Consider the following 24,974-nt stretch of genomic DNA (forward strand, 5'->3'; position numbering starts at 1 on the left):
GCTTACAGCCTTCTGTCGAAGCGCCAATCACGGATGCGCCTCCATTTGTCGTAAAATTCGGATGGCAGGTTGAAAGGAGCTGCCAGTTGCACAGCGCGGATCGCCTGTTCGGCATGAAGTTCCGCTTGCGGGCGGTTTGAATCGTTGATGCCGCTCTGGCTCACGACGCGGGGTCGGCCCTTCAGCGATCCGTTCTCGTTCAGTTCCCAGGTAAGGACCGTGACCAGCTGGTCGGCATCGACGCCCTGGGGCGCGCGCCAATGCGGCTTCAGCTGGCGATTGATCGCGGCGGAAAGGGCTGCCTGCTCGGTTGCGCCAAAGGCCGCTGCCACGGTGCGGGTCTCGCTGCTCGTTTCGCTCGACCCCGCTCCGGGAAGAAAGTCGCTGCCGATCCGGCTGCCGCCGCTACGCTTCGGCGTGCTGACCGCCGGCTTCGCCGCAGCAGTGCGTGCCGGTGCAGGCTTTGCAGCAGGCGCGGGCCGCGCGGCTGGCGCGGCAGTCCGCCGCGGAGTTGGCCGGGGTGCGGAGGTCGCACGAGGCTGCGGCCGAGCCGCGGTGCGCGGCTCCGGTTCACGCTGCACGCGGGGAGCGGGTTGCGGTAGCGGCAATTCAGCCTGCTCCGGCGTGTTCTCGGACATCTTCGGTGCAGGCTCCGGCGCAAGGGTCGGCGCGGTTGCCGCCCGGCTGACCGGCACGGGATCGGGCGCAGTCGCCTCGATTCCGACATCGGTTGCGAGGCTCACCGTCATCCGCTCCGGCGGCGGGGGCAACACGGCGTTGAACTCGGGCTGCATGAGCAGGACAGCGACCAGTCCGGCATGCAGGGCAAGCGCCACGCCCAGGCCGATCGCTTCGCCGCGCTTCAGAGTGATGCCCACCATATGCGTTCCTGCTATGGCGCTGTCGCTGAACCGTTGGTGACCAGCGCGATTGCATTGAAGCCGGCGCGGTTCAATTCTCCCATTACGGCCATGACGCGCCCGTAATCCAGCCCCCGGTCGGCGCGCAGCGTCACCTGCGGCGTTTCGCCTCCGTCGCGCTGCAAGGCCGCCAGCGCGTCGGGGAAGCCGCCGACGGCGATCCGTTCATCACCAATGTAGATGTAGCCGTCCGCATCGAGAGTAACGGTCACGTCCTCCGCATCACCTTCGGACGGATTGGCGCGGCTGTCCGGAAGGTCGACCGGCACGGCGCTGGTCATCAGCGGCGCGGTGACCATGAAGATGATGAGCAGCACCAGCATGACGTCCACGAAGGGCGTCACGTTGATCTCCGCCATGGGGGTGCGGCGTGATCCGCTCCTGCGGCTGCGCCCGCCGCCCGATCCGACACTCATCGCCATCAGGCCAGCTCCAGTTCCCGGCTGAGGCTGGAGTGGAACCGGTCCGCAAAGCGTTGCAGGCGGGCTTCCAGCGAATTCACCGAATGGCTGAAGCGATTATAGGCGATGACCGCTGGAATGGCCGCAAACAGGCCGATGGCGGTTGCGAACAGGGCTTCGGAAATGCCGGGCGCAACGACCGCCAGACTGGAATTCGCCTGCGCGCCGATCTGGAAGAAGCTGTTCATGATGCCCCAGACAGTACCGAACAGGCCGACGAACGGCGCGACGGACCCGACGGTGGCGAGGAAATTCAGCCGGTCAGCCAGATCGTCGGCTTCTTGTGCAACCTGGCTTTCCATCGTGCTGGCGATCCGCTGGCGAGCGCCTTCGCGATCGATAGCCTTGCCGCTGGTCGACCGCCGCCATTCGCCCACGGCTGCCATGGCGATGCGGGCTGAGGGAATATCGCGCTTGCCGCGTTCCGACATAAATCGGTCGAAATCGTCCGTCTTCCAGAATTCGGCTTCGTACTTGCGGCATTTGCGCCGCACGGCAGCCATGCGCGCCGAGAACGACACGATGATCATCCAGGTCCAGATGCTGGCGAGAACAAGTCCCAGCATCACGGCCTGCACCACGATGTCCGCTTCAAGGAAAAGCATCAGCGGGTCGAGGCGATCCGGAGCGGCGGCTGCCGCCAGAGTGGAAAATGCGAAAGATGTCATACGGAACTTTCAGGTGATTCGGACTCAGGAGCATCGGAACTAAGAAACGTCTCGAAAGCTTCGCGCCAGGCCTTCGGCTGACGCCGAGGCTGACCGTCAGGCGCGACGAAACCGATGCGCAGCGAGGCTTCGGTCAGCACTTCGCCTTCTGCACCGGCACCGGTCAGGCGAAGCGCACGCTGATGCATCCGGCAACTGGCCGCACGCATCTGGGTGCATTGGGTGACGATCAGGACGTTGTCATCGAGCCGGGCGGGCCGAAAGTAGCGGATGGCAAGATCGGCGACCGCATAGGCCCCCTCGCCTGCTTCGACCGCAGCGCGTTGGTCGATGTCAAGCAGGCGCAGCAGATCGGATCGGGCACGTTCGAACCAGCGGAGATAATTGGCATGATAGACGACGCCCGAAAGGTCGGTGTCCTCATAATAGGCTCGCACGGCGAAAAGATGGCGCGCGCCGTCGATGCGGCCGCCGGACGGTTGGGGGAAGATCGTCATGGTGCGATGCAAGCCTTAGCTTAGCGGCAAAGCAGGCGGCAAGCGGGATAATGGACCAACCGGCCACCTGCTGCGACAGGCGGCGCTACCGGACGGAGCGGCGCGTTAGCCTTGGCTGCGCCGCGCGATCATCGATCCGAGCGGCTCACCGCCGAACAGGTGCACATGCAGATGCGGCACTTCCTGTCCGCCATGCGCGCCGACGTTCGCCAGCAGCCTGTAGCCCGGCTCGACAAGATCGTTGTCACGCGCCACCTTGCCGACGGCGCGCACGAAACCGGCGATCTCCTCAGCCGAAGCATTGGTCGAAAAATCGTCCCAGCTCACATAGGCTCCGTGCGGGATGACCAGGATGTGCAGCGCAGCCTGTGGGGCGATGTCCCGAAAGGCGTAGGCCCATTCGTCGCGGTACACTTCCTCGCTCGGGATCTCGCCGCGCAGGATCTTCGCGAAGATGTTCTGATCGTCATAGGGTGCGGTCGCATCAATTGGCATCAAGAGGTTCCTGCTGCTGCGAATGGAAGAAATCCCGGGAGTCTTTAATGGCGTGCAGCCTTTTCTTCCAGTCCGGATAGCCCTTCACGCCGGTCAAGCTCAGCCATCACATCTGCAATTGCCACTTCTTTCGCGTTCAGCAGCACAGTCAGATGGAACAGCAGGTCGGCCGCCTCGCCGACCAGCTCTTCCCGGCTGCCGGACAGGGCTGCGATCAGGGTTTCTACCGCTTCCTCACCCAGCTTGCGCGCCATGACCGGCAGACCGCGAGCGTTCAGTTGGGCCACATAGCTTTGGTCGGGGTCGGCGCCTCTGCGCGCTGCGATGGTGCGTTCGAGGCTGCTCAGAGTGTCCATGGAATTTGCCATGCCCAACCTGCAAGCGAGAGGTCAAGCCCGGACAGCAGAGTCAGTCTTCGTTCCGGTCCTGCTTGCGGCGCTTCGCCGTCTGGCGGCCGATTACCAGCCCCACCAGCCCCAGCCCGAACAGCGCCATATTAGATGGTTCGGGCACCGCAACTTGGGCGACGGTAAACCAGACAGGGAGTTCGGTGAAGTTCATGCCCCGCCCATTCACCTGATTTTAAGGATGCGCAAACCTGATCGGGTGCCCGTCCCAAAATGAAACCTGACCAGGTGTGACCGAACGCCAGAACATTTGCGCTGCAACGAGCGCAATCGAACGACGTTTCAGTCAGTTGCGCGTGCGGGTAATCCGGCGGCGCGGAGAGCTTCATGCGCATCGGCAATGGTGTGCGTGCCGAAATGAAATATCGAAGCTGCCAGAACCGCGCTTGCATGCCCTTGGGTCACACCCTCGACCAGATGGTCCAGCGACCCGACACCGCCGCTGGCGATGACCGGCACGGAAACCGCATCGGCAATCGTGCGGGTCAGTTCCAGATCGTAGCCCGCCCGCGTTCCGTCACCATCCATCGAGGTTACGAGCAATTCGCCCGCGCCCAGCCTTGCCAGTTCCTGTGCGTGGAGCAGGGCGTCGATGCCCGTGGCACGGCGTCCTCCATGGGTGAATATCTCCCACCGCCGCTCGCCATTGCCGGTTTCAACCCGGCGCGCATCGACAGAGGCGACGACGCACTGGCTGCCGAAGCGGTCGGCAATGTCGCCGACCAGTTCGGGGCGCTCCACCGCCGCGCTGTTCACCGCCACTTTGTCGGCACCCGCCAGCAGCAGCGCACGCGCATCCTGCGGACTGCGAACCCCGCCACCGACAGTCAGCGGCATGAAGCAGACCTCCGCCGTCCGCCGAACGATATCGAGCAGCGTGCCTCGCCCTTCATGCGTTGCCGAAATGTCGAGGAAGCACAATTCGTCGGCACCGGCTGCATCATAGGCCTGCGCCTGCTCCACCGGATCGCCCGCATCCCGCAGATCGACGAAGTTCACGCCTTTGACGACTCGGCCATCGGCAACATCGAGGCATGGGATGACGCGGATACGGACAGTCATACCCTATCCTTCAGGCCCGCGCGGCCATGGCGAGTGCGGCACCGAGGTCGAGCCGCCCGTCATACAGCGCGCGACCGGTAATCACCCCTTCGATGCCCTCATCGGCGTGAATACTCAGCATGTGGATGTCATCGAGCCCCTTCACCCCGCCGCTGGCGATGACGGGCATGTCCGTCACGCGGGCGAGTTCCACGGTCGCATCGATGTTGCAACCCTTCAGCATGCCGTCGCGGCCGATGTCGGTGAAAAGCAGGCTGGCGACGCCCGCATCCTCGAAGCGCCGCGCCATGTCGGCTACCGGCACGTTGGAGATGTCGGCCCATCCGGCGGTGGCGATCATGCCGTCGCGCGCATCGACGGCCACGACAATGCCGCCTTCCCACTTCTGCGCCATGTATTTCACGAAATCGGGGTCGGTCAGGGCGGCGGTACCGATGACCACGCGGCTGACGCCGAGCTTAAACCAGCCCTCGACGGCCTCTGCAGTACGGATCCCTCCGCCAAGTTGAACGTGACCGGGGAAGCGGGCGACAATGGCTTCCACCGCTTCGCGATTGCGGCTTTCCCCGGCGAAGGCTCCGTCGAGATCGACCACATGCAGATGAGTGGCACCTGCTTTTGCGAAGGCTTCCGCCTGTGCGGCAGGATCGTCGCCATAGACAGTGGCGCGGTTCATGTCGCCTTCGGCGAGGCGCACGACCTGGCCGTGCTTGAGATCGATGGCGGGAAAGACAATCATGGCGGTTGCGCTAGGCCGGGCGCAGGAAAAGCGCAATATGCCGCTTCAGCGATCAGGGCACCTGAAGATGCCGCGCTTCAGGCGTCGGTATTGCGCTGCGCCAGAACGACCTCCTGAATGACAGTGCGGCGCGACTGTGTCAGCGCGTAATGCACGGCGACCGCTATGTCCTCGGCCCGCATCATTTCCTCGTTCTTGATCTTTTCCCGCTTCTCGGCCTCTTCCATGTCGGGCTGGAAGTCGCTGCCGGTCAGCGCCGGGGTGATGAGCGAAACCTTGATGCCGTCTTGTGCAATCTCGCGGCGCAGGGCCTCCGCAAACCCTGCAACGCCGGTCTTGGTGGCCGCATAGATCGTCGATCCGCCGCCCAGCTTGTGCGTGGAGTAGCTGCCGATAAAGACGAGATCGCCGCTGCCTGATCCCAGACCCTGCATATGTGTAACGGCCTTATGAGCGCCCACGACAAGGCCGGTGAAATTATCGGCAATGGCATAACGGATGGCGTCCTCATCCATATCGGAGAGGCCTTCTGCCGGAACTGCGGCGCAGAAGATCGCTATGTCGTAGCTGCCTGCATGGCTGGCGCCTGCCTCGAAAAACCTGTCCAGCCCCTCGCGTTTGGCAAGATCGCAGGCGATCCCGTCGCCCGTGCCGACTTCGGCTATGCGCTCGAGTGCGTCGGCCAGATGATCCTTGTCGCGCCCGCAGATGAAGACATCGACGCCTTCGCTCGCCAGCAGAACGGCAATCGCCCGTCCTATACCTGTCGTGCCCCCCGCAATGATCGCCTTCCGGCCGGAAAGTGCAGGCTTGGCTGTATGCGCGTCCGCAAGATCGCGGGCTTCGGTTCGGCTGGGAATATCGTGCATGGGGAACAGGCTCCTTCGCAGGGGTGACGCCCCGCCCGCGCTACCGTTCCCGGTTCATGAGCACTCGCCCGGCCGATATCAGGGCTGCCAGTCGAGAAAACGGCGCAGCATCGCGATTCCGTATTGCTGGCTCTTTTCGGGGTGGAACTGCACTCCGGCAATATTGCCGCGGGAAACGGCCGCGACGATGCCGCCGCCATGGTCGGTCATCGCCGCCACATCCTGCCCGTCGTCAGCGACGAATTGGTAGGAGTGCAGGAAGTAGGCCTCCCCATCTTCGAGCACAGGATGCTCACGGGCGTGGGGCAGCAGGGCCACGTCGTTCCAGCCCATATGCGGAACCTTGATCGCAGGATCCGTTCGCTCGACCGGCAGGACGTCGCCGCCGATCCAGTCCAGCCCCGGCGTCTCGCCGTGCTCGTGCCCGCGCGATGCAAGCAGCTGCATGCCGACGCAAATGCCGAGGAACGGTACGCCATCGCGGAGCACCCGCTGCTCCATCGCCTCGACCAGACCGGCGCAGCCGCGCAGGCCTTCGGCGCAGGCGCGGAAACTGCCCACACCGGGAAGAACGACATGGTCGCAGCGACCAAGAGCGGCCGGATCGGCAGTCACTTCGATCGTTTCAGCGCCCGCTGCCTTCAGCGCATTGTGTACGGAATGGAGGTTGCCGGCACCATAATCGATCAGCGCAACCTTCTCAGCCACCCAGCTGCCCCTTGGTCGAGGGCACGGCACCACCCTTGCGCGGGTCTATCTCGACCGCCTGCCGCAGGGCGCGAGCGAAGCCCTTGTAGATCGCTTCGCAGATGTGGTGATTGTTGGTGCCGTAGAGCAGTTCCACATGCAAAGTCAGCCCAGCGGTCTGGGCAACCGAATGGAACCAGTGTTCTATCAGTTCGGTGTCCCACTCCCCAAGCTTTTCCTGGCTGAAACCCGCTCTCCAGACGAGATAGGGGCGCCCCGAAATGTCGAGCGCGACCCGCGCCAGAGTCTCGTCCATGGGAGAGAAGGCAAGTCCATAGCGCCCGATCCCGGCCTTGTCGTCCAGCGCCTTGGCCAGCGCCTGCCCGAAGGCGAGCGCGCTGTCTTCGGTCGTATGGTGCTGGTCGACATGCAGATCGCCAGCCACCTTCAACGTGACGTCGATCAGCGAATGGCGGGAAACCTGTTCGATCATGTGGTCGAGGAAGCCGATGCCGGTCGAGATCTCGTAGCGTCCGGTGCCGTCGAGGTTCACCTCGACTGAAATCTTCGTTTCGGCAGTGTCGCGGGTGATCAGGGCGTGTCGCATGGCGCGCCTATAGGCTGCACTCCGGACCCGTGCAAAGGATTCCCGCTTGACCGGCGCCGCCACCCGCGCCACCAAGCGGGCCATGAGCGACAACACGCCAGACAGCCTGATACCCTATGACGAAATCGTGCAGGAAGCCCTGCGCGCGGTGGTCGGAAGGGTCCTCGGCGAAATTCAGCAGAACGGCAGCGAACTGCCGGGCAATCACCATTTCTACATTACTTTCAAGACCCATGCGCCCGGGGTCAGCATTCCCGGCCATCTGCGCGAACGGTTCCCCGATGAAATGACGATCGTGCTGCAGAACAAGTTCTGGGATCTGGCCGTCGACGAGACCCGCTTTTCCGTCGGACTCAGCTTCAACCAGATGCCGTCCAAGCTCGACATTCCCTATTCCGCGATTACGGCTTTCGTCGATCCCGCGGTGGATTTCGGGCTGCAGTTCCAGGCCAGTGTCGCCGACATGGCCCCTGCCCCGCATGAGGATGCGGAGAACGACCCGACGGAACAGTCGGCGCGTCCGACCGTTGAGGAATCCGAAGACGGCTCGAATGTCGTCACCGTCGATTTCGGCAAAAAGAAATAGGCGCGGCCTGCTTCGGCAGCCGCCGCGCCTTTACAGAGCAGCGGGGCCTAGGCAGAACACGATGAGCAAGCACATCACAGAACGCGGCGCGAAGCAGGTTCGCAAGGCCGCACGCAAGTTGAACGGGCGGACGAAGAATATCGCCGGCCCCAGTACCAATCCGGCAACGAACCTCCTCATTCAGGACATTCTGCTGCGCAGCGCCGGACGCCTGACGCGTCATACGCTGGAGAAGGGCCTGCTTCGCCGCCGCTATGACGCCGAACAGGCGCACCGGATCGTGAAGAACCGTTCCATGCTGCAGACGCTGGCGACTTATGGCGTTACCAAGCTGGCCACACGGTCGCTCCCGGGCGCTTTGCTGGTCGGCGGCGGACTGCTTGCCAAGACGATCTACGACCGCAGCTTCAGCAGCCATGAGGCCCGTCGCGAAGGTGACAAGGATCTGGCGGAGCAGGCGAAGAAATAAGATTCGCGCCACTACATCAGGAGAGCAGATGATCGTCTGACGGTCATTTTTGCCTCTCCTACTTGATTTTGCGGCCATGCTCGCGGCACTAGCGCGCATGGCCGTTTTGATTCCCGACAATACGCAGAACCCCGATACACTGCATCGGCGCGGATTGATGTTCGTCTTGTCCAGCCCCTCTGGCGCAGGTAAGACTACCGTGGCGCACAAGCTGCTCCGCGAGGACGGCGCCATTGCAATGTCGGTTTCCGTCACGACGCGGGCGATGCGACCCGGTGAGATCAACGGCAAGGATTACATCTTCACCGACCGTGCGGCATTCGAGGCGATGGTCGAGAATGGCGAGTTTCTCGAATGGGCCGAGGTTTTCGGCAATCTCTACGGAACGCCAAAAGCGCAGATCAAGGCCGGCTTGAAGGCCGGTCACGACTTCCTGTTCGACATCGACTGGCAGGGCACACAACAATTGTACCAGCGCATGGAGGTCGACGTGGTCCGCGTCTTCCTGCTGCCGCCGAGCATCGCCGAACTGGAACGGCGGCTATCGTCGCGCGGCACGGACAGTGTCGAAACCATCGCAGGTCGTATGGCCCGAGCCCGCAGCGAAATCAGCCATTGGGACGGCTATGACTACGTCGTGGTCAATGACGATATTGACGCCTGCTTCGAAAAGGTGCGCGGCATCCTGCAATCCGAACGGATGCGCCGAGCGCGCCAGACCGGGCTGGTCGATTTCGTGCGCGACCTGATGCGCTAGTGAAAAGTATATCGCCATTATACGCGGCGGAAAGAATCGTTAAACTTTTCGTGCGAATACAAGCAAATGCACGACGAGACTACCAGAAGAACGGGGTGCCAGGGCTGCAGTGCTCCTCAGCATCATTTCGACATCGTGATGGCTTTCCAGCCGATCGTCGATATCGAAACGGGGCAGCCCTATGCTTTCGAGGCCTTGGTACGCGGAAGCGGCGGTGAAGGCGCGGCCGACGTCCTTGGCAAGGTCACACCTGAAAACCGGTATGCCTTCGATCAGCAATGCCGGGTCGCAGCAATCGAAGGTGCGGTTGCTGCCGGCATCCTCGAAACCGGCGCAAAACTGTCGATCAATTTCTTGCCGAACGCCGTGTATTCGCCCTTGGCCTGTATCCAGCTGACCTTGAAGACCGCACGCGCCACCGGGTTGCCCGCTGATCGACTGATCTTTGAGTTCACCGAATCCGAGGAGATGATCGATACCGATCACGTCCGCGGCATCATCGCGACTTATTCTCGAATGGGCTTTGGAACGGCTATCGACGATTTCGGCGCAGGTTTCGCAGGGCTTGGCCTGCTCTGCAAGATCCAGACAGATTATCTGAAGCTGGACATGGAATTGACCCGCGGGATCGACAGATGCTCCACACGGCGCAAGGTCGTCGGAAGCATGGTGCAACTCGCCCGTTCTCTCTGCATCATGATAATTGCCGAGGGCGTCGAGACTGCGGGCGAACTCCATGTTCTGAAGATTTTGGGCATCCGCTACGTGCAAGGCTTTCTGCTGGCCCATCCCGGCTTCAGATGCCTGCCCGAAGTAAATGCGGCCGTTCTGGCGTCAGCACCGCTCGATCCGACCGAAACAGTGCAGAACCAAGCCGTTTCCGGCTTTTAGCCGCGCAAGGATGATGAGCGGACCGGGAACGACAAGTCCCCGGCCCGCGAACGCTTACCGGCCCGACGGATCGACGAAGTTCCCGGCGCCGATGTTAGCGTTCACCACGCCCCCATCAATGGCGATCGTGGTGCCGATAACGTAATCGCCTGCACGGCTGGCGAGATAGATCGCTCCGCCCGCCATATCCATCGTGTCGCCCACGCGGCGCAAGGGGATGCCTTTCTCCACCAGATCCTCGTTATCGCGGGCGGCCTTGTTCATTTCTGACGGGAAGGCACCCGGCCCGATACCGCTGGTAACGATGTTGTCGCGCACCAGACGCGCGGCCAGCCGCTTGGTGAGATGGATGACCGCCGCCTTGGAAGCCTGATAGGAATAGGTTTCCCACGGGTTCAGCTTCATGCCGTCTATCGACGCTATGTTGATGACCTTGGATGGCCGATCCTTGCTCGCCGCGGCCTTCAGCAACGGGTGCAGTTTCTGGGTGAGGAAGAACAGCGACTTCACGTTGAGGTCGAAGACCTTGTCCCAGCCTGCTTCCGGGAAGTCCGCGAAATCATGGCCCCATGCGGTGCCGGCATTGTTGACCAGAATGTCGATGCGATCTTCGCGGCCCGACACTTCCTTCACGAAGGCTTCAATGCCTTCGATGCTGGAAAGATCGCCGGGAATGCCGATGACCTTTTCACCGAGTTCGTCGCAAGTCGCCTGCACCTGCTCCTGCTTGCGGGCGGTGATGTAGACGCGCTCGCAACCGGCGGCCAGAAAGCCTTCGACGATCATTTTGCCGATGCCTCGGCTGCCGCCGGTCACAATGGCGACACGGCCTTCTAGACCGAACAAATCCTGCAAATTCATGGAGTTTTCCTCTCTCAATATCCGCTCAGCTGCGCCACGCGGCCGGCATGGTAATAGGCATCGCCCATGAATTCCGACAAGGCGCGGTCGCGCTTCATGTAGAGGCCGATGTCATATTCGTCGGTCATGCCGATGCCGCCATGCATCTGCACGCCTTCGCGCACCGCGAGGCCCGCAGTGCGTCCGGCCTTGGCCTTGGCAACCGACACCATCAGTTCCGCCTGCTCGCTGCCCGCATCCAGCAGTTGCTGCGCCTTCAGCACGGCTGCCCGGGCGATTTCCACTTCGGAATATAGATGGGCCGCGCGGTGCTGCAACGCCTGGAATTCCCCGATCAGCCTGCCGAACTGCTTGCGCTGTTTGAGATAATCGACCGTGAGATCCATGGCCCCGCGCGCCACGCCGACGCTCTCCGCCGCGGCGCCGACTCGTCCGGCATGAAGCATCCGGTTCAGCACTTCGCGCCCGCCGTCGACTTCACCGATCACGGCATCGCCATCCAGTTCCACTCCGTCGAGCTTGAGATGAGTCGCGACGGATGAATCGACCAGCCGCACCGCATCCTGCGACAGGCCGCTGGAGTCCTTGGGCACGGCGAACAAAGTGATGCCGTCATTGTCGCTGTTCCCGCCCGATGTACGCGCGGCCACGATGATCATGTCGGCGCTCGCCCCGTGGATAACGAAATCCTTGCTGCCGGACAGGCGGAACCCGTTGCCGGAACGCTCTGCCTTGGTCGCGATGGTCTCAGGCCGGTGCTTCGGCCCTTCGTCCAGAGCCACCGCATAGACATGCTCGCCCGAAACGAGGCCAGGAATCCAGCGCTCCTTCAGATCGGCTGAAGCATGGCCGAGCGCCGTTCCGGCCATGACGGAACTGGTGAGGAAAGGCGACGGAGTCAGATTGCGGCCGATCTCCTCGAGAACGATGCCCGCCTCGACATTGCCCATGCCGAGGCCGCCATCATCTTCTGATACCATCATCCCGGCGAAGCCCATTTCACCGAATTGCTTCCACAATTCGTGGCCGAAACCATCCTTGCATTCGCAGTCGCGCCAGTGACGCAATTGTTTTGCAATGGCCCCTTCTTCGGCCATGAATTGCGATGCGGAATCCGCCAGCATCGCCTGATCGTCGTCATGATACAGTGCCATTCCTCAGGCCCCCGGCAGTTCGAGAATACGTTTGGCGACGACATTGAGCATGATCTCGCTCGTGCCGCCTTCGATGGAATTCGCCTTGGTGCGCAGCCAGCTTCGGGCGGGCTTGCCACCGTCGCTTTCTTCGCTGTCCCATTCCAGGCTGCGGCTGCCGCCTGCCGCCATGATCAGCTCGTGGCGTTTCTTGTTGAGTTCGGTCCCGGCATATTTCAGCGTGTTGGGCTGCGCGGGGTGGCCCTTGCCCGCTTTCAACTCATCCATGAACTTCTCACTCATGGCGGTGAAGGCCAGCGCATCGACGTCGAACATCGCCATTTCGGCGCGAAGCACCGCGTCGAGCTCGCCCTGCCGGCTCATTGCCGAACCGAGCGACGTAGCCCTGTCGCCGCCGCCGGTCGCCGAGATCATCTCGCGCTCATGGCCGAGAAGGTATTTCGCCACGTCCCAGCCGCGATTGACCTCGCCCACGATCTGCTCCTTCGGCACCTTCACATCGTCCATGAAGGTTTCGCAGAACGGGCTGTTGCCACTGATCAGCTTGATCGGCTTGGTCGAGACGCCTTCGCTTTCCATGTCGAACAGCAGGAAGCTGATGCCCTGATACTTGTTCTCCTTGTCCGTGCGGACGAGGCAGAAGATCCAGTCGGCCTTGTCGGCGTAGGATGTCCAGACCTTCTGACCGTTCACCACCCAGTGGTCGCCGGCATCTTCGCCGAAGGTCTGCATGGACACGAGGTCGGAACCAGAACCCGGCTCGCTATAGCCCTGACACCAGCGAATTTCGCCGCGGGCAATTTCGGTCAGATAGTGCTTCTTCTGCTCTTCCGTGCCGAATTTCAGCAATGCGGGGCCGAGCATCCAGATGCCGAAGCTGGAAAGCGGCGGGCGGGCGTTGATGCGGCCCATCTCTTCGCGCAGCACCTTCGCCTCTGCGGCCGTTAGTCCGCCGCCGCCATATTCCTTAGGCCAGGCAGGAACCGTGTAGCCTTTTTCAACGCAGGCCTCGAACCATTGCTTTTGCGCTTCGGACTTGAAGCTGGCATTGCGGCCGCCCCAATAGACATCGTCTTCATCATGCACCGGCTGGCGCATTTCTTCCGGGCAATTCGCTTCCAGCCAGCTTCGCGTTTCGTTGCGGAAGGTCTCGAGATCGGCCATGTCAGCATATCCTCTCATCTTGGGGGTTGGCGGCGCTTGCCCCACCTTTTTCAACGCCGCTTGTTGCCCCAAGCCTAGGGCGATTCGGACCCTTTACGCAAGCGTAAGCTCGACGGGTCGCCTTGCCGTAACGTCAGGCTGCAATGCGTTGACGTGTCATCCCATGTCCCTAAGCTGAGGGTGTCTTGGAGAGGACCGAAAAATGCGAATAATCGCGACAGATTGCGCCCGGCGGGTTGCCAGAGAGGCACATCGCGCATGAATGTGGCCGCCACCCTTCCGGCGCCGGTGAGGGCAGCCGAACCGCTGCCGCTGAAACTGAAACTGGTCCATGGGTTCGGCGCGGTTGCGTTCGGGGTGAAGGATAACGGCTTTTCCGTCTTCCTGCTCATCTTCTACAACCAGGTGCTAGGGATGGAGGCGAGCCTCGTCAGTCTGGCGCTGATGCTGGCACTGATGATCGATGCCTTCATCGACCCGATGCTCGGAAATCTGTCGGACCGCACCTACACCAAGTGGGGCCGACGCCTGCCTTGGCTCTATGCAGCCGCCCTGCCGCTCGCAATCGCCTGGACGGTGCTGTGGTCGCCGCCGCTGGATAGCGTGCCGACATTCTGGCAGCTGCTGGCCGTGGCCGTGGCGGTGCGGCTCTGCCTTTCGGCAGTTGAAGTTCCCTCGGCGGCCTTGGTGCCGGAATTGACGCTGGATTATGACGAGCGGACCGATCTGTTCCGCTATCGCGCGCTGTTCGGCTGGATGGGCGGATTGCTGATGTTGCTGCTGGCTTATCAGGTCTTCCTGAAAGGCGGCTTGCTGGAGGCGGAAGGCTATGCCGCTTTTGGTCTGTTCGGCGCGGGATTGATGCTGGTGGCGACGGTGTTTTCCGCGCTGGGCCAGCACCGCCGCATCGCGCATCTGCCTGCGATCAAGCCACCGCCCTTTTCGCTCAAGGTCGCTTTCTCGGAAATCCGCGAAGCCTTTGCCGAGCGCGCATTCCTGATTCTGGCCGCAGGTGCCGTCGCCGCCTATATTGGCCAGGGACTCACCTTCGCCTTTACGAATTATCTCTATCTCTATGTCTGGCAGTTCGGCACCGGCGCCTTCGTGTATTACCCGCTGGTGCTGTTCGCCAGCATCGTCGCCGTTTTCGTTTCGGTGGGCGCCATGCACCGGCGCTGGGGCAAGGCGAAGGCAGCGGCGTGGGCGGCCATCGTGGGCGTGATCCTGTGGCTGACGCCTTACACGCTGTTTCTGGCGGGGTTCTGGCCCGAGGCCGGCTCCACCCTCTCCACCGCGCTGGTCTTCGCCTTCCTGTTCTTTGCCAACTGGATGACCGTAACGACCCTTCTGTCCAGTTCCAGCATGGTCGCCGAGATCGTCGAGGCCTTCCAGCAGCGGACTGGCAGGCGGGCGGAAGGATCGTTCTATTCCGGCAACTGGTTCGTGCAGAAATGCGCCGGCGGGGTTGGAATCTTTCTCGCCGGTTTGATCCTCGATGCCGCGGGCCTGCCAGCCGGAGCCGAACCCGGCTCCGTCGCGCCCGCGGTGGTCGACAGGATGGTGCTGTTCTACGGCGTCATCTCACTCGTGCTCGCCCTGGCTTCCGCCTTCTGGTTCGCCCGTTTTCCAATTTCGCGTGAGGATCACGAGGAACGCTTGGGCGCGCTGGATGCTGCGGCGCGCGGCAACCCCGCCTCGACCGTAACCCGGCCCTAGATATCGCATTCGCACCGGCTCCACCTTGCCATTCACCTGATCCGCCGCCACTCTGCGGCGCAGAAACGAGGAAACAGATCATGGAATTCGACCTTTCAGACCGCCAGCAGCATTGGCGCGACCGCGTTCGCAAGTTCATCGCCGACAATGTGCGCCCCCGTCACAAGGACTACCTGTCGCAGCAGGCCGAAGGCGACCGCTGGAAAGTTTTGCCCGTGATCGAGGAGGAGAAGGAAAAGGCCAAGGCGCTCGGCATCTGGAACCTGTTCATGCCGCCGCGTTCCGGCCGCGCCCATGTGGATGATTCCTTCGAATTCGACGGCCCTGGCCTCACCAACCTCGAATATGCGCTCTGCGCCGAGGAAATGGGCCGCATCGGCTGGGCGAGCGAGTTGTTCAACTGCTCCGCGCCCGACACCGGCAACATGGAAGTGCTGCATCGCTACGGCACGCGCGATCAGAAGGACGAATGGCTGAAGCCGCTCATGGAAGGGGAAATCCGTTCCGCCTTCCTGATGACGGAACCCGACGTAGCATCGTCCGACGCGACCAATATCGAATGCTCGATCAAGCGGGATGGCGACGAATATGTCATCAATGGCCGCAAATGGTGGTCGAGCGGTGCCGGCGATCCGCGCTGCAAGGTCGCTATCGTGATGGGCAAGACCGATTTCGAGGCCGACCGCCATTCGCAGCAGAGCATGATCCTGATGCCGCTCGATGCCGAAGGCGTGACCATCGAACGCCATCTTCCCGTCTTCGGCTATGACGATGCGCCGCACGGGCACATGGAAATCGCGCTGAAGGACGTGCGCGTGCCCGCCCGCAACCTGCTGCTTGGCGAAGGGCGCGGGTTCGAGATCGCGCAGGGCCGCCTCGGGCCGGGCCGCATTCACCATTGCATGCGCACCATCGGCGTTGCCGAAGAGGCGCTGGGCAAGATGGCCGAACGCCTGCAGAGCCGCAGCGCCTTCGGCAAGCCGATCTACAAGCATTCGGTCTGGGAAGAACGCGTGGCCCGCGCCCGCATCGACATCGAGATGACCCGCCTGCTCTGCCTCAAGGCTGCCGACATGATGGACAAGGCGGGCAACAAGGCTGCCAAACTGGAAATTGCCATGATCAAGGTACAAGCCCCGAACATGGCGCTGCGCATCATCGACGATGCCATCCAGGCGCATGGCGGCGGCGGCGTGTCCGACGATTACGGCCTCGCCAGCGCCTACGCTCACCAGCGCACCCTGCGCCTGGCGGACGGGCCGGACGAGGTGCATGCACGCTCCATCGCGCGGATGGAATTTGCAAGCCATGCGCCCGATCCTTCGGGCGACAGGAAGATGGGCACCGGCATGGCCGCAGGCAGCGGCGGCGGGAGCGCCGCGGCGACAGCAAACGCCTGACGCATAGCGCAACTGACTCGCGCGGCCCCTGCCCTGTCCCAGGCGCAGGCGCCGCGCTGAACTTTTCGAGACAAGAGCGAGAGACATGAAAGCAGCCATCCTGGAAAAAGCGGGCAGCCCGCTCGAAATCGGCGATCTGTCGGCGGCCAAGCCCGGCCCGCACGAGGTGCTGATACGCACGTCCGCGTGCGGCCTCTGCCATTCCGACCTTCATTTCATCGACGGTGCCTATCCGCACCCCCTGCCCGCTGTTCCCGGACACGAGGCCGCTGGCGTGGTCGAAGCTGTGGGCAGTGAGGTGCGCACCGTTGCGCCCGGCGATCACGTAGTGACCTGCCTCTCGGCATTCTGCGGCCATTGCGAATTCTGTGTGACCGGCCGCATGGCACTGTGCCTCGGCGGCGACACGCGCCGCGCATTGGGTGCCCCGCCGCGCCTGACCCGCGCGGGTGGCGGCGAAATCGTGAACCAGATGCTGAACCTGTCCGCCTTTGCCGAACAGATGCTGGTCCATGAACATGCCTGCGTTTCCATCGACCGCGACATGCCGCTCGACCGCGCCGCCATCATCGGCTGCGCCGTGACAACGGGCGCGGGGGCGATTTTCAACGCCGCTGCCATCGTCCCGGGCGAAACCGTCGCCATCATCGGCTGCGGCGGCGTGGGCCTTGCCGCCGTGAATGCCGCGAAAATCGCGGGTGCTGGCCGCGTCATTGCCGCCGATCCTATCGCCGAAAAGCGCGAACTGGCGAAGGTGCTGGGCGCAACCGACGTTGTCGATCCGACAGCCGAGGGCATGACCAAGCAGATCATGGAGATGACCAAGGGCGGCGTGCATCATGCGATCGAGGCCGTGGGCCGCCAGGCTTCCGCCGATTTCGCCGTCAGCATCCTGCGCCGGGGCGGCACCGCGACGATACTCGGCATGATGCCGCTCGACTGCAAGGTCGGGCTGGGCGCCATGGATCTGCTGTCGGGCAAGAAGCTGCAGGGTGCGATCATGGGCAACAACCGCTTCCCGGTCGATCTGCCGCGGCTGGTCGATTTCTACATGCGCGGCCTGCTCGACCTCGACACCATCATCTCCGAACGCATTGAATTGAAGGATGTGAACGAAGGGTTCGAGCGCATGAAAAAGGGTGACAGTGCACGCAGCGTCATCGTGTTCGACCAATGACCGACACGCCGATCGATGCCGAAAAGGCCTTCACCGGCACTACCGAACCGCAGGGGGAGGACCGGCTGGACCTCGACCGACTGGCCGAATGGATGCGCGATAATGTCAGCGGCTTCGAGGGGCCGCTGTCACAGGCCAAGTTCAAGGGCGGGCAGTCGAACCCCACATACCGCCTGGACAGCCCCAGCGGCAGCTATGTCCTGAGGCGCAAGCCCTTCGGCAAATTGCTGCCTTCCGCCCATGCCGTCGACCGTGAATTTCGCGTGCAGTCAGGCCTTGAAAAGGTCGGCTTCCCCGTCGCGCCGCAACATGGGCTGTGCGAGGATGAGAGCGTCATTGGCGCCATGTTCTACGTGATGGGAATGGTCGACGGAAAGACGATCTGGGACGGATCGATGCCCGGTTCAACGCCCGAAATCCGACGACAGACCTATTTTTCGATGGTGGACACGCTTGCCGAACTGCACCGGGTTGATCTCGGCGAAGCGTGCCTCGAAAGCTATGGCAAGCCCGGAAATTATTTTGGGCGACAGGTCGAACGCTGGACGAAGCAGTACCGTTTGTCGGAAACCGAGCGGCTCGAACCCATGGAGCGCCTGATCGAATATCTACCCGCCACTATTCCCGAACAGACCCGCACCAGCGTCGTTCATGGTGATTACCGCATCGACAACCTGATTTACGACAAGAACGAGCCCAAAGTGCTGGCGGTGCTGGACTGGGAATTATCCACACTCGGCGACCCTCTCGCTGATTTCACCTATCTCTGCCTTGCCTGGGTGACGGAGAATGGCGGACGTTCGGGCGTAATGGACCTTGATCGCAAGGCACTCGGGATCCCGGAACTGAACGAGGTCGTCACCCGCTACTGCGCCGCCACGGACCGCGACGAGGTACCGGACATGAACTGGTACATCGCCTATAATTTCTTCCGCCTGGCGGGCATCATGCAGGGGATCAAGAAGCGCGTGGCAGACGGGACAGCGTCCAGCGCGCACGCCCGCGCCATGTCGGAACGAGTCGAGCCTCTGGCGCAGACCGCCTGGGACTTTGCGAAAAGAGCGGGCGCCGAATAGTGGGCCCGCTATTTCCCACGTTCACAGGTATATAATCACAGCCTGTCAGCCATGATTTCTGTCAACCGGGGTCAATAGCAACGAGGCTGATTAAGGCTCTTGCTTCTAAGTGTGTCACCGCTGCTGCACGCGGAGTATGCCGCATCTGAACAGCAAATCACGTGTCTGGCGACCTTGCGCAGAGGCAGGCTCAGCCTTCAAAACATCCGCAGTCTAGAACTGGCGGTTCCATTTGAGTGCGATGCCTTGATCGTCGGGCAAACTCGAATAATGGCCCGGATCCTTGCGATAGAACAGGCTGGCCGATGCATTGCCCGTCCATAGCGGACCGGTCCATGCCAACTCGCCCATCAACTCGCTGCCTTCCGGCGCAAGGCTCATGGCGCGAACACCCGAAATGGCGCTCTCCGTCGCGTAATCATAGGCAACAGGCAGTTCGAAGTTCAGCCCGCCGCCAGAGATCCGCAGAGGCTGCGAAACCCGGAAGCCGAGCGAGTCTCCATTCTTCAAGGCATTGTACCGGGCCAGGTCGAAAGACCATGCATTGCTGGAAAAATCGGAACCTGCGCCGATTGTGCCCGTGCGGTTGGCTCTGGTGTAGCCCTGCCTGAAGGCTGCCCCCATGCGCCAGCCCGGTGCGAAATCATACCCGGCGGTTGCATCGACAAAGAGGCTGTCCGCCCCGGTCGCGCCCAGCGCATCGTGGAAATACGCCCCCAGCACCGTCTCGTCCTCGGCCAGCCAGTTGAGGCCGAGCGTGGCCTCGACATCGCCGAAGCGGCGGTCAGCCGTCAGCGCGAAAGTGCGAGCGCCGAATTTTTCCCGGTCGCGGCGCAGGCTGCCGGTGCTCTGACGAAAATTGCCCAGCCAGGCCTCGCCCTGCTGTGCGCTGACCGTCAGGCCCCATTCGCCGAGGCTGCGGCGCATGGCGAAGGATGCGTCGCCGCTCTCGATGAAGCCATTGTCACCCTGTGCGCTGCCCGCGATCAGGAAAGCGGGACGGCTCTGCCCCTGCATCTGCGCGACCAGCCCGCTGGCTCCTTCGCCGAAAGCGAAACCGGCCTGCAGATCGGGCGCGATCTTCATCGCGATGCGGGCGGCGAGCACCTGCGCGATCTCGGCATCGTCCTGCGACAGGCGCAACTGCCCCGTCCACAATGCGCCGTCCCGAGCAGGCGAATCGCCAATGCGGAAGGCCATCGCGACATCCGCATTGCCGCCTGAGACGTGACGGCCTTTGCGTGCAAGCGCGGCCTCGAGCCGGGGCCGCAGGGCTGCGCTTTTCGCGCGCGAGGAGAAATCAAATTCATAAGCACGTTTGTATTTGTCGAGCAGGACGGCCTTGACCGGGTCACGCGAAAGCGCATCGCCCATGGGCCCGGATGCGACGCCCGTATCATCGCCCAGCGGAACAACATCGGTGGTGCCGGCCAGAGTTGTGGCACCGGCAGGAGCGAATGCGCGCGCGATGTCCAGGACACCCCGGCCATAGATCGCGTCGGCCCCGGCAGCGCCCGCATCGCGCGCACTGTCGAGCAGGATCGAAACGATATCCGCACCCGTAAGATTGGGAAACGCCTGCTTCAGCAGGGCCACCGCACCCGAAACCTGCGGCGCGGAAAAGCTGGTGCCGGAGAACAGCGTCACGAAGCGGTCGCCGTTCTCGTCGGTGGTGATGAATAATTCTCCGTCCTGATAGACGCAGCATATCCGCTGCCCACGCGCCGTGAGATAGGATGTGGCGAGCGCCCCGGCCTTGTTGCTGAAGGGCGAGATGACGCCATTGTCATCCACAGAACCGACGATGATGACATTGCTGCCACCCGACTCGAGAATGCTGGCGGCGAAGGGGTCAGGCTGATCCGGGTCTATGTCCGGTTCGGTCGATTCCCCGTCATTCCCAGCCGAAACGATCAGGACGACGCCGCGTGCTGAGGCACGCGCCACTGCGGTTCGCACGATGTTGCTGATTCCGCCTCCGCCAAGGCTGAAATTGATGACCGTTGCGCCCGCGCCCACAGCGCGGTCGATTCCGGCTGCGATGGCTGTCGAATTGAAAGTGCAGCCGAGCGAGGCATCTTCTGGATCCTCTTCCGCACAGCTGCCGGGGGTGTCGGCCCGCAGCGCGATGATCGTGGAATTATAGGCGATCCCCACTACGCCGGTGGAGTTGCGTGCTGCGGCGGCGACCAGAGCCACGTTGGTGCCGTGGTCGTCTTCCTGCTGTGCCGTGCGATTTCCGGCTACATCGGCAGAAGCAGGGTCGATCCTGCCGGCAAATTCAGGATTGTCGAGATCGATGCCAGTGTCGATGATCGCGATCTTGGACCCCGTACCCGTCACGCCGCGCGACCATGCGGTCACAGCATTGTGGAAAGCCGGGCCCTCCGATCGACGAAATTCCGCCGTATCGAAAACCGCTGCAGGTGTTGGCGTGGGGGTCGGCGCGGGAGTTGGCACCGGGCTGGGCGTGGGCGTGGGTGAAGGAACGGGTGTGCTTATGACCCGTCCGCCCGAACCGCCGCCGCCGCAGGCCGACAGAATGGCAACAGCGGCACAGGTGGCACCTACGCGCAGGCGCAGGCTGGAACGGTAAGAATGGTTCATACGGTGCGACTCTCCTCCATATCGCTTATCCGATTTTCCCTAACCATATCATGAATAATCAAATTCTTGCGAAAGCAAATCGTAGCTCATACGCAAGGCGGTCTCCTGCGCTGAACCGCCAGTATCTTGCCCCCTTCCCGCTGCACCGCTAGCAACCTCGCGAAATGCGTTGAATGCGCGTGAATGCCTCTTGGAAGGAATAGTTGATAATGCCCACTCACCTGCAGGCCGCGATCGAGAAAGCCTGGGACGAACGCGCCGATGTCACGCCGCAAAGTACCGCGATCCGCGGCGATGTCGAACAGGCGCTTGCCATGCTCGATTCCGGCGAGGCACGGGTTGCCGAACCCGATGGCGAAGGCGGCTGGAAGGTCAATCAATGGCTTAAGAAGGCGGTGCTGCTTTCCTTCCGCCTCTACGACAATCAGATCGTGGACTTGGGAGCCGCCGGCGCGCCCGCATTCGACAAGGTGTCATCGAAATTCGCCGGATGGGATACAGCCCGCTTCCGCGAAGCCGGGTTTCGCGTGGTGCCTGGCGCCGTGGCCCGGCGCGGCAGCCATATCGGCAAGGGAACGGTGCTGATGCCAAGCTTCGTCAACATCGGCGCCTATGTCGATGAAGGAACCATGGTCGACACCTGGGCCACTGTCGGAAGCTGCGCCCAGATCGGCAGGAACGTCCATATTTCGGGCGGTGCGGGCATCGGCGGAGTGCTGGAACCCCTTCAGGCGGGTCCGGTCATCATCGAGGACGGCGCTTTCATCGGCGCGCGTTCGGAAGTGGCCGAAGGCGTTGTCGTGGGCGAAGGCGCAGTGCTTTCTATGGGCGTCTACCTGGGTGCTTCGACAAAGATCGTCGATCGGGCGAGCGGCGAGGTTCATATCGGCCGGGTACCGCCCTACGCCGTTGTCGTGCCCGGCACGACGCCGGGCAAGCCCATGCCCGACGGATCGCCCGGGCCGTCGCTCTATTGCGCTGTCATCGTGAAGGTCGTCGACGCCCGCACACGCGAAAAAACCGCGATCAACGAATTGCTGCGCGACTGATCGCCTGTGCTGACGCAGACCCGTGCCGGAACGTTCGCCGTTCTGGGCGGTAATATTATCAAGCGGGATCGCAACGAATATCCCGGAGGGACATAAAGATGAGCGACGAAAGATTGAACAACGGCAACCGCGAAGTGCACATCAACGAAACGGAAGCCAGCGGCGGCTCGAAAGAAGGCGTCGTTCGCTGGGTGCTGCTCGGCGGCTTGCTGCTGGTCATCGTCCTGCTCTCGATCATCTGGATAACCGGAGCGTTGAGCCAGGGCGAAGTGGAAAGCGAAGCGACCGTTTCCGGCACCATCGATGCGATGGATGCAGGCGAGGAAGGCACTGTAGGCACCAACACCGACAGCATCATCATGCAGAACGAAGCTATTGGCGATGGTGAACCCAACCCGGAAGTCCCCGATGTCGAACAGGATGTCATTCCGAATTGAGGGCAGCCCGGCCGGCGGGTTGAGACGCACCAGAAAGGCTTGAACATCATGAGCAATTCAAATTCGTACCAGACCGGCGACAAGGTCAAGTGGGAATGGGGCAGCGGCGAAGGTACGGGCAAGATATCCGAACGCTTCACCCGCGATGTCGAACGCACGATCAAGGGTTCGAAGATCAAGCGCAACGGCAGCCAGGACGATCCTGCCTATCTGATCAAGCAGGACGATGGCGATGAAGTCCTGAAGCTCGGGTCGGAACTGAAGAAGGATTGAATCATGCCCGCAAAGTCGAAAGCACAGCAGAAAGCGGCAGGAGCGGCCCTTTCAGCCAAGCGTGGCGACACCAAGGTCTCCGATTTGCAGGGCGCGTCCAGGCAGATGTACGATTCCATGTCCGAAGACGAGCTTGAAGACTACGCAAGTACGGAGCGTAGCGACCTTCCCGATAAGTTGGATGGCGACGACTGAACTTGCCCCCGCACGATGGTGAAGTACAGGACGATCTGAAATGGACGATGACAAGAAGGCCGAGGTCTATTCCGAATTCACGGACTGCGTGAACATGCAGCCCAAGGAGTTGGAGGAATGGCTTGAAACCGACGAATTCAAATCGGTCGGCGACTCCGACAGCGGGGAAAGCACCGGCCACGCATCCGGTCGCCGCATCGTCGAAATCAAGCGCACGAAGAAGGCGGAACTCACAGACGACCAGTACAAGCACATGCAGAAGGTCGTCGGCTACGCTCACCGCCACCTCGCGCAGAAGCCCGACAGCGACATCGCCGATAGTAACTGGCGCTACAGCCTCATGAACTGGGGTCACGACCCCTGCAAGGATGATGGATAATCATGACCATGGAAGCCATCTGGAACGGATCCATCATCGCTCGTTCGGAAAACACGGTGCAGGTCGAAGGCAATCATTATTTCCCGCCAGCGTCGGTCGACCGATCCGTACTCGTCGAAAGCGACACGACATCCACTTGCCCCTGGAAGGGCACGGCGCATTATTACACCATCGACGCAAACGGCGAACGCAATCAGGATGCCGCCTGGTACTATCCCGAACCGAAGGACAAAGCCGCGCAGATCAAGGGTCACGTCGCCTTCTGGAAAGGTGTGACGGTCCGCGAAAACTGATCGGCACCTGGCGGAACAAGCAGCCGCATTGGCGGGTTTGTCATGGGAAGGAGCAACTTTCCCATGACCATGACAATCTCCGACATTTCGAAGCACATGAAGGCCATCGATTTCTGCATGCTGGTCAGCCGCGCGCAGGATGGTTCGCTGGGTGGCCGGCCGATGAGCAACAACCAGAAAGTCGATTACGAAGGCGACAGCTTCTTCTTTTCCTATGACGACACGCGAATGGTCGAGGACATCGGCCGTGATGCATCGGTAGGGCTGACCTATTCCGGTTCCCCTGCTGCAGACATGCCGAAAGGCGCACCGGGATTGTTCATCCATGTCGAAGGAGAAGCCAAGCTGATCCGTGACAAGGATAAATTCGCAAAGCATTGGGACAAGAGCCTGTCGCGCTGGTTCGAACAGGGCGTCGATACGCCGGGCATGATCATGATCAAGGTTGCGGCGAAGCGCATTCACTACTGGGCCGGAGAAGACGAAGGCGAAGTGAAGGTCCCCGATCCGGCGAATTGACGCGTTTGTTCTCGGGTCGAAAAATCCTCCCTTGCTGCGGCCCGGTCATTCGTCGATGCCTGGCAAGGTGAGCCATATTCAGCCAGTCCTTATGTGCTTCCGAAGAAGCGTCACATGACCTTCCCCGGCAAGACCATCACCCGCCTTGCTCTCGCTGCAGCCTACGGTTTTGCTGGCTTTCTGCACATCACCAGCCCGGCGCCCTTCCTCAGCATCATGCCGCCCTTCGTTCCCTTGCCGGAACTGGTCGTGCTGCTGACAGGCGTCGCAGAAATGCTGGGAGCTCTGGCTCTCGTCCAACCGATCAGTGCGGAACTGCGGAGAGCCGGCGCAGTTGGCCTGGCTCTGTATGCCGTCTGCGTCTTCCCCGCCAACATCAACCACTTCATTCTGGATCTGGGCAGAGAAAATGGCGGGCTGGGCCTCGTCTATCATATTCCGCGCATGTTCGCGCAGCCCGTCATAATCTGGCTGACCTTGTGGTGCGCGAGCATTATCGACTGGCCTTTGCGACACAACAAATTGCGCAGCAGAAGGAAATGAAAAGCCCGGCAGACCG

32 protein-coding genes are annotated in these 24,974 nt (G+C 62.1%); 16 read left to right on the forward strand and 16 right to left on the reverse strand.

Going from position 1 to position 24,974, the window contains the following annotated elements:
* Positions 1-2: 2 nt before the first annotated feature.
* From G7A66_RS05645 to hisB, 12 genes are all read right to left on the reverse strand, one after another.
* Positions 3-881, reverse strand: coding sequence for an energy transducer TonB (locus G7A66_RS05645; RefSeq protein ID WP_174294731.1), 879 nt, complete (start codon positions 879-881; stop codon positions 3-5).
* An 11-nt stretch (positions 882-892) separates the two neighbouring features.
* Positions 893-1,342, reverse strand: coding sequence for an ExbD/TolR family protein (locus G7A66_RS05650; RefSeq protein WP_174294732.1), 450 nt, complete (start codon positions 1,340-1,342; stop codon positions 893-895).
* Positions 1,342-2,049, reverse strand: coding sequence for a protein TolQ (gene tolQ, locus G7A66_RS05655; RefSeq protein ID WP_174294733.1), 708 nt, complete (start codon positions 2,047-2,049; stop codon positions 1,342-1,344). The genes G7A66_RS05650 and tolQ overlap by 1 nt, the downstream gene beginning before the upstream one ends.
* The gene (locus tag G7A66_RS05660) at positions 2,046-2,546 is read right to left on the reverse strand and encodes a YbgC/FadM family acyl-CoA thioesterase (protein WP_174294734.1); all 501 of its coding nucleotides are present in this window, start codon (positions 2,544-2,546) and stop codon (positions 2,046-2,048) included. The genes tolQ and G7A66_RS05660 overlap by 4 nt, the downstream gene beginning before the upstream one ends.
* Positions 2,547-2,651: 105 nt before the next feature.
* Positions 2,652-3,041, reverse strand: a complete 390-nt coding sequence (locus G7A66_RS05665; protein ID WP_174294735.1) for a histidine triad nucleotide-binding protein — start codon at positions 3,039-3,041, stop codon at positions 2,652-2,654.
* Between the two features lie 44 nt (positions 3,042-3,085).
* A complete protein-coding gene (locus G7A66_RS05670) occupies positions 3,086-3,397 on the reverse strand; it encodes a phosphoribosyl-ATP diphosphatase (RefSeq protein WP_174294736.1) in 312 nt (103 codons plus the stop codon).
* A gap of 52 nt (positions 3,398-3,449) precedes the next feature.
* Positions 3,450-3,602, reverse strand: coding sequence for a PEP-CTERM sorting domain-containing protein (locus G7A66_RS05675; RefSeq protein WP_174294737.1), 153 nt, complete (start codon positions 3,600-3,602; stop codon positions 3,450-3,452).
* Between the two features lie 128 nt (positions 3,603-3,730).
* The gene (gene hisF, locus G7A66_RS05680) at positions 3,731-4,510 is read right to left on the reverse strand and encodes an imidazole glycerol phosphate synthase subunit HisF (protein WP_174294738.1); all 780 of its coding nucleotides are present in this window, start codon (positions 4,508-4,510) and stop codon (positions 3,731-3,733) included.
* A 10-nt stretch (positions 4,511-4,520) separates the two neighbouring features.
* Positions 4,521-5,249: a 1-(5-phosphoribosyl)-5-[(5-phosphoribosylamino)methylideneamino]imidazole-4-carboxamide isomerase gene (gene hisA, locus G7A66_RS05685; protein ID WP_174294739.1), complete on the reverse strand. Its 729-nt coding sequence runs from the start codon at positions 5,247-5,249 to the stop codon at positions 4,521-4,523.
* 77 nt (positions 5,250-5,326) lie between these two features.
* Positions 5,327-6,118, reverse strand: coding sequence for an SDR family oxidoreductase (locus G7A66_RS05690; protein ID WP_174294740.1), 792 nt, complete (start codon positions 6,116-6,118; stop codon positions 5,327-5,329).
* A gap of 78 nt (positions 6,119-6,196) precedes the next feature.
* Positions 6,197-6,826 carry an imidazole glycerol phosphate synthase subunit HisH gene (gene hisH, locus G7A66_RS05695; protein ID WP_174294741.1) on the reverse strand — a complete coding sequence of 210 codons (630 nt, stop codon included), beginning with the start codon at positions 6,824-6,826 and terminating at the stop codon, positions 6,197-6,199.
* Positions 6,819-7,412: an imidazoleglycerol-phosphate dehydratase HisB gene (hisB, locus tag G7A66_RS05700; protein WP_174294742.1), complete on the reverse strand. Its 594-nt coding sequence runs from the start codon at positions 7,410-7,412 to the stop codon at positions 6,819-6,821. The genes hisH and hisB overlap by 8 nt, the downstream gene beginning before the upstream one ends.
* Before the next feature lie 82 nt (positions 7,413-7,494).
* On the opposite strand from hisB, the gene G7A66_RS05705 reads away from it, so the two are divergent.
* The 4 genes from G7A66_RS05705 to G7A66_RS05720 all read left to right on the forward strand — a co-directional run bounded on the left by G7A66_RS05705 (position 7,495) and on the right by G7A66_RS05720 (position 10,115).
* Positions 7,495-7,998 carry an SspB family protein gene (locus G7A66_RS05705; RefSeq protein WP_174294816.1) on the forward strand — a complete coding sequence of 168 codons (504 nt, stop codon included), beginning with the start codon at positions 7,495-7,497 and terminating at the stop codon, positions 7,996-7,998.
* A 61-nt stretch (positions 7,999-8,059) separates the two neighbouring features.
* Positions 8,060-8,467 carry a hypothetical protein gene (locus G7A66_RS05710; RefSeq protein WP_174294743.1) on the forward strand — a complete coding sequence of 136 codons (408 nt, stop codon included), beginning with the start codon at positions 8,060-8,062 and terminating at the stop codon, positions 8,465-8,467.
* Between the two features lie 97 nt (positions 8,468-8,564).
* Complete coding sequence (gmk, locus tag G7A66_RS05715; RefSeq protein ID WP_232366683.1) at positions 8,565-9,224, forward strand: guanylate kinase; 660 nt, start codon at positions 8,565-8,567, stop codon at positions 9,222-9,224.
* A 138-nt stretch (positions 9,225-9,362) separates the two neighbouring features.
* Positions 9,363-10,115 carry an EAL domain-containing protein gene (locus G7A66_RS05720; RefSeq protein WP_174294744.1) on the forward strand — a complete coding sequence of 251 codons (753 nt, stop codon included), beginning with the start codon at positions 9,363-9,365 and terminating at the stop codon, positions 10,113-10,115.
* A gap of 54 nt (positions 10,116-10,169) precedes the next feature.
* Here G7A66_RS05720 and G7A66_RS05725 read toward each other — a convergent pair whose 3' ends face one another.
* From G7A66_RS05725 to G7A66_RS05735, 3 genes are read right to left on the reverse strand one after another with little or no spacing between them, the layout of a single operon-like run.
* Entirely contained in the window at positions 10,170-10,976 is an 807-nt protein-coding gene (locus G7A66_RS05725) for an SDR family NAD(P)-dependent oxidoreductase (RefSeq protein ID WP_174294745.1), read from the reverse strand.
* Between the two features lie 14 nt (positions 10,977-10,990).
* Positions 10,991-12,130, reverse strand: coding sequence for an acyl-CoA dehydrogenase family protein (locus G7A66_RS05730; RefSeq protein WP_174294746.1), 1,140 nt, complete (start codon positions 12,128-12,130; stop codon positions 10,991-10,993).
* Between the two features lie 3 nt (positions 12,131-12,133).
* On the reverse strand, positions 12,134-13,294 hold the full coding sequence (locus G7A66_RS05735) for an acyl-CoA dehydrogenase family protein (RefSeq protein WP_174294747.1): 1,161 nt from the start codon (positions 13,292-13,294) through the stop codon (positions 12,134-12,136).
* 258 nt (positions 13,295-13,552) lie between these two features.
* On the opposite strand from G7A66_RS05735, the gene G7A66_RS05740 reads away from it, so the two are divergent.
* The 4 genes from G7A66_RS05740 (at position 13,553) to G7A66_RS05755 (ending at position 18,663) form a co-directional block, all read left to right on the forward strand.
* Positions 13,553-15,010, forward strand: a complete 1,458-nt coding sequence (locus G7A66_RS05740; protein WP_174294748.1) for an MFS transporter — start codon at positions 13,553-13,555, stop codon at positions 15,008-15,010.
* A gap of 80 nt (positions 15,011-15,090) precedes the next feature.
* Positions 15,091-16,410: an acyl-CoA dehydrogenase family protein gene (locus tag G7A66_RS05745; RefSeq protein WP_174294749.1), complete on the forward strand. Its 1,320-nt coding sequence runs from the start codon at positions 15,091-15,093 to the stop codon at positions 16,408-16,410.
* An 85-nt stretch (positions 16,411-16,495) separates the two neighbouring features.
* Positions 16,496-17,587, forward strand: coding sequence for a Zn-dependent alcohol dehydrogenase (locus G7A66_RS05750; protein ID WP_174294750.1), 1,092 nt, complete (start codon positions 16,496-16,498; stop codon positions 17,585-17,587).
* Complete coding sequence (locus G7A66_RS05755; RefSeq protein WP_174294751.1) at positions 17,584-18,663, forward strand: phosphotransferase family protein; 1,080 nt, start codon at positions 17,584-17,586, stop codon at positions 18,661-18,663. Before G7A66_RS05750 ends, G7A66_RS05755 begins: the two co-directional genes overlap by 4 nt.
* Before the next feature lie 213 nt (positions 18,664-18,876).
* Here G7A66_RS05755 and G7A66_RS05760 read toward each other — a convergent pair whose 3' ends face one another.
* Positions 18,877-21,270, reverse strand: coding sequence for a S8 family peptidase (locus G7A66_RS05760; RefSeq protein WP_174294752.1), 2,394 nt, complete (start codon positions 21,268-21,270; stop codon positions 18,877-18,879).
* A 209-nt stretch (positions 21,271-21,479) separates the two neighbouring features.
* On the opposite strand from G7A66_RS05760, the gene dapD reads away from it, so the two are divergent.
* From dapD to G7A66_RS05800, 8 genes are all read left to right on the forward strand, one after another.
* Complete coding sequence (dapD, locus tag G7A66_RS05765) at positions 21,480-22,319, forward strand: 2,3,4,5-tetrahydropyridine-2,6-dicarboxylate N-succinyltransferase (protein ID WP_174294753.1); 840 nt, start codon at positions 21,480-21,482, stop codon at positions 22,317-22,319.
* A gap of 98 nt (positions 22,320-22,417) precedes the next feature.
* Positions 22,418-22,756, forward strand: a complete 339-nt coding sequence (locus tag G7A66_RS05770; RefSeq protein ID WP_174294754.1) for a hypothetical protein — start codon at positions 22,418-22,420, stop codon at positions 22,754-22,756.
* Positions 22,757-22,804: 48 nt separating this feature from the next.
* Positions 22,805-23,029: a hypervirulence associated TUDOR domain-containing protein gene (locus tag G7A66_RS05775; protein WP_174294755.1), complete on the forward strand. Its 225-nt coding sequence runs from the start codon at positions 22,805-22,807 to the stop codon at positions 23,027-23,029.
* A gap of 3 nt (positions 23,030-23,032) precedes the next feature.
* Positions 23,033-23,224 carry a DUF3008 family protein gene (locus G7A66_RS05780; RefSeq protein ID WP_174294756.1) on the forward strand — a complete coding sequence of 64 codons (192 nt, stop codon included), beginning with the start codon at positions 23,033-23,035 and terminating at the stop codon, positions 23,222-23,224.
* Positions 23,225-23,264: 40 nt separating this feature from the next.
* Entirely contained in the window at positions 23,265-23,603 is a 339-nt protein-coding gene (locus tag G7A66_RS05785) for a DUF3140 domain-containing protein (protein WP_174294757.1), read from the forward strand.
* A gap of 2 nt (positions 23,604-23,605) precedes the next feature.
* Positions 23,606-23,896 carry a DUF427 domain-containing protein gene (locus tag G7A66_RS05790; RefSeq protein WP_206675086.1) on the forward strand — a complete coding sequence of 97 codons (291 nt, stop codon included), beginning with the start codon at positions 23,606-23,608 and terminating at the stop codon, positions 23,894-23,896.
* A 63-nt stretch (positions 23,897-23,959) separates the two neighbouring features.
* On the forward strand, positions 23,960-24,415 hold the full coding sequence (locus G7A66_RS05795; protein ID WP_174294758.1) for a pyridoxamine 5'-phosphate oxidase family protein: 456 nt from the start codon (positions 23,960-23,962) through the stop codon (positions 24,413-24,415).
* A 114-nt stretch (positions 24,416-24,529) separates the two neighbouring features.
* Positions 24,530-24,958: a DoxX family protein gene (locus G7A66_RS05800; RefSeq protein ID WP_174294759.1), complete on the forward strand. Its 429-nt coding sequence runs from the start codon at positions 24,530-24,532 to the stop codon at positions 24,956-24,958.
* Positions 24,959-24,974: the final 16 nt, after the last annotated feature.

The organism is Alteripontixanthobacter muriae, assembly GCF_013336795.1.
GTDB classification, from domain to species: domain Bacteria; phylum Pseudomonadota; class Alphaproteobacteria; order Sphingomonadales; family Sphingomonadaceae; genus Pseudopontixanthobacter; species Pseudopontixanthobacter muriae.

Excerpts from the sequence above, each read along its gene's own strand:
- hisA (WP_174294739.1), bottom strand. The coding sequence starts at position 5,249 with ATGATTGTCTTTCCCGCCATCGATCTCAAGCACGGCCAGGTCGTGCGC.
- G7A66_RS05645 (WP_174294731.1), bottom strand. The coding sequence starts at position 881 with ATGGTGGGCATCACTCTGAAGCGCGGCGAAGCGATCGGCCTGGGCGTG.
- G7A66_RS05705 (WP_174294816.1), top strand. The coding sequence starts at position 7,495 with ATGAGCGACAACACGCCAGACAGCCTGATACCCTATGACGAAATCGTG.
- G7A66_RS05760 (WP_174294752.1), bottom strand. The coding sequence starts at position 21,270 with ATGAACCATTCTTACCGTTCCAGCCTGCGCCTGCGCGTAGGTGCCACC.
- hisF (WP_174294738.1), bottom strand. The coding sequence starts at position 4,510 with ATGACTGTCCGTATCCGCGTCATCCCATGCCTCGATGTTGCCGATGGC.
- G7A66_RS05780 (WP_174294756.1), top strand. The coding sequence starts at position 23,033 with ATGCCCGCAAAGTCGAAAGCACAGCAGAAAGCGGCAGGAGCGGCCCTT.
- G7A66_RS05775 (WP_174294755.1), top strand. The coding sequence starts at position 22,805 with ATGAGCAATTCAAATTCGTACCAGACCGGCGACAAGGTCAAGTGGGAA.
- G7A66_RS05790 (WP_206675086.1), top strand. The coding sequence starts at position 23,606 with ATGACCATGGAAGCCATCTGGAACGGATCCATCATCGCTCGTTCGGAA.
- G7A66_RS05665 (WP_174294735.1), bottom strand. The coding sequence starts at position 3,041 with ATGCCAATTGATGCGACCGCACCCTATGACGATCAGAACATCTTCGCG.
- G7A66_RS05770 (WP_174294754.1), top strand. The coding sequence starts at position 22,418 with ATGAGCGACGAAAGATTGAACAACGGCAACCGCGAAGTGCACATCAAC.
- tolQ (WP_174294733.1), bottom strand. The coding sequence starts at position 2,049 with ATGACATCTTTCGCATTTTCCACTCTGGCGGCAGCCGCCGCTCCGGAT.
- G7A66_RS05670 (WP_174294736.1), bottom strand. The coding sequence starts at position 3,397 with ATGGACACTCTGAGCAGCCTCGAACGCACCATCGCAGCGCGCAGAGGC.
- G7A66_RS05750 (WP_174294750.1), top strand. The coding sequence starts at position 16,496 with ATGAAAGCAGCCATCCTGGAAAAAGCGGGCAGCCCGCTCGAAATCGGC.
- G7A66_RS05735 (WP_174294747.1), bottom strand. The coding sequence starts at position 13,294 with ATGGCCGATCTCGAGACCTTCCGCAACGAAACGCGAAGCTGGCTGGAA.
- G7A66_RS05730 (WP_174294746.1), bottom strand. The coding sequence starts at position 12,130 with ATGGCACTGTATCATGACGACGATCAGGCGATGCTGGCGGATTCCGCA.
- dapD (WP_174294753.1), top strand. The coding sequence starts at position 21,480 with ATGCCCACTCACCTGCAGGCCGCGATCGAGAAAGCCTGGGACGAACGC.
- G7A66_RS05800 (WP_174294759.1), top strand. The coding sequence starts at position 24,530 with ATGACCTTCCCCGGCAAGACCATCACCCGCCTTGCTCTCGCTGCAGCC.
- G7A66_RS05650 (WP_174294732.1), bottom strand. The coding sequence starts at position 1,342 with ATGGCGATGAGTGTCGGATCGGGCGGCGGGCGCAGCCGCAGGAGCGGA.
- G7A66_RS05740 (WP_174294748.1), top strand. The coding sequence starts at position 13,553 with ATGAATGTGGCCGCCACCCTTCCGGCGCCGGTGAGGGCAGCCGAACCG.
- hisB (WP_174294742.1), bottom strand. The coding sequence starts at position 7,412 with ATGCGACACGCCCTGATCACCCGCGACACTGCCGAAACGAAGATTTCA.
- G7A66_RS05725 (WP_174294745.1), bottom strand. The coding sequence starts at position 10,976 with ATGAATTTGCAGGATTTGTTCGGTCTAGAAGGCCGTGTCGCCATTGTG.
- G7A66_RS05745 (WP_174294749.1), top strand. The coding sequence starts at position 15,091 with ATGGAATTCGACCTTTCAGACCGCCAGCAGCATTGGCGCGACCGCGTT.
- G7A66_RS05710 (WP_174294743.1), top strand. The coding sequence starts at position 8,060 with ATGAGCAAGCACATCACAGAACGCGGCGCGAAGCAGGTTCGCAAGGCC.
- G7A66_RS05660 (WP_174294734.1), bottom strand. The coding sequence starts at position 2,546 with ATGACGATCTTCCCCCAACCGTCCGGCGGCCGCATCGACGGCGCGCGC.
- G7A66_RS05675 (WP_174294737.1), bottom strand. The coding sequence starts at position 3,602 with ATGAACTTCACCGAACTCCCTGTCTGGTTTACCGTCGCCCAAGTTGCG.
- G7A66_RS05785 (WP_174294757.1), top strand. The coding sequence starts at position 23,265 with ATGGACGATGACAAGAAGGCCGAGGTCTATTCCGAATTCACGGACTGC.
- gmk (WP_232366683.1), top strand. The coding sequence starts at position 8,565 with ATGGCCGTTTTGATTCCCGACAATACGCAGAACCCCGATACACTGCAT.
- G7A66_RS05755 (WP_174294751.1), top strand. The coding sequence starts at position 17,584 with ATGACCGACACGCCGATCGATGCCGAAAAGGCCTTCACCGGCACTACC.
- G7A66_RS05720 (WP_174294744.1), top strand. The coding sequence starts at position 9,363 with ATGGCTTTCCAGCCGATCGTCGATATCGAAACGGGGCAGCCCTATGCT.
- G7A66_RS05690 (WP_174294740.1), bottom strand. The coding sequence starts at position 6,118 with ATGCACGATATTCCCAGCCGAACCGAAGCCCGCGATCTTGCGGACGCG.
- G7A66_RS05795 (WP_174294758.1), top strand. The coding sequence starts at position 23,960 with ATGACCATGACAATCTCCGACATTTCGAAGCACATGAAGGCCATCGAT.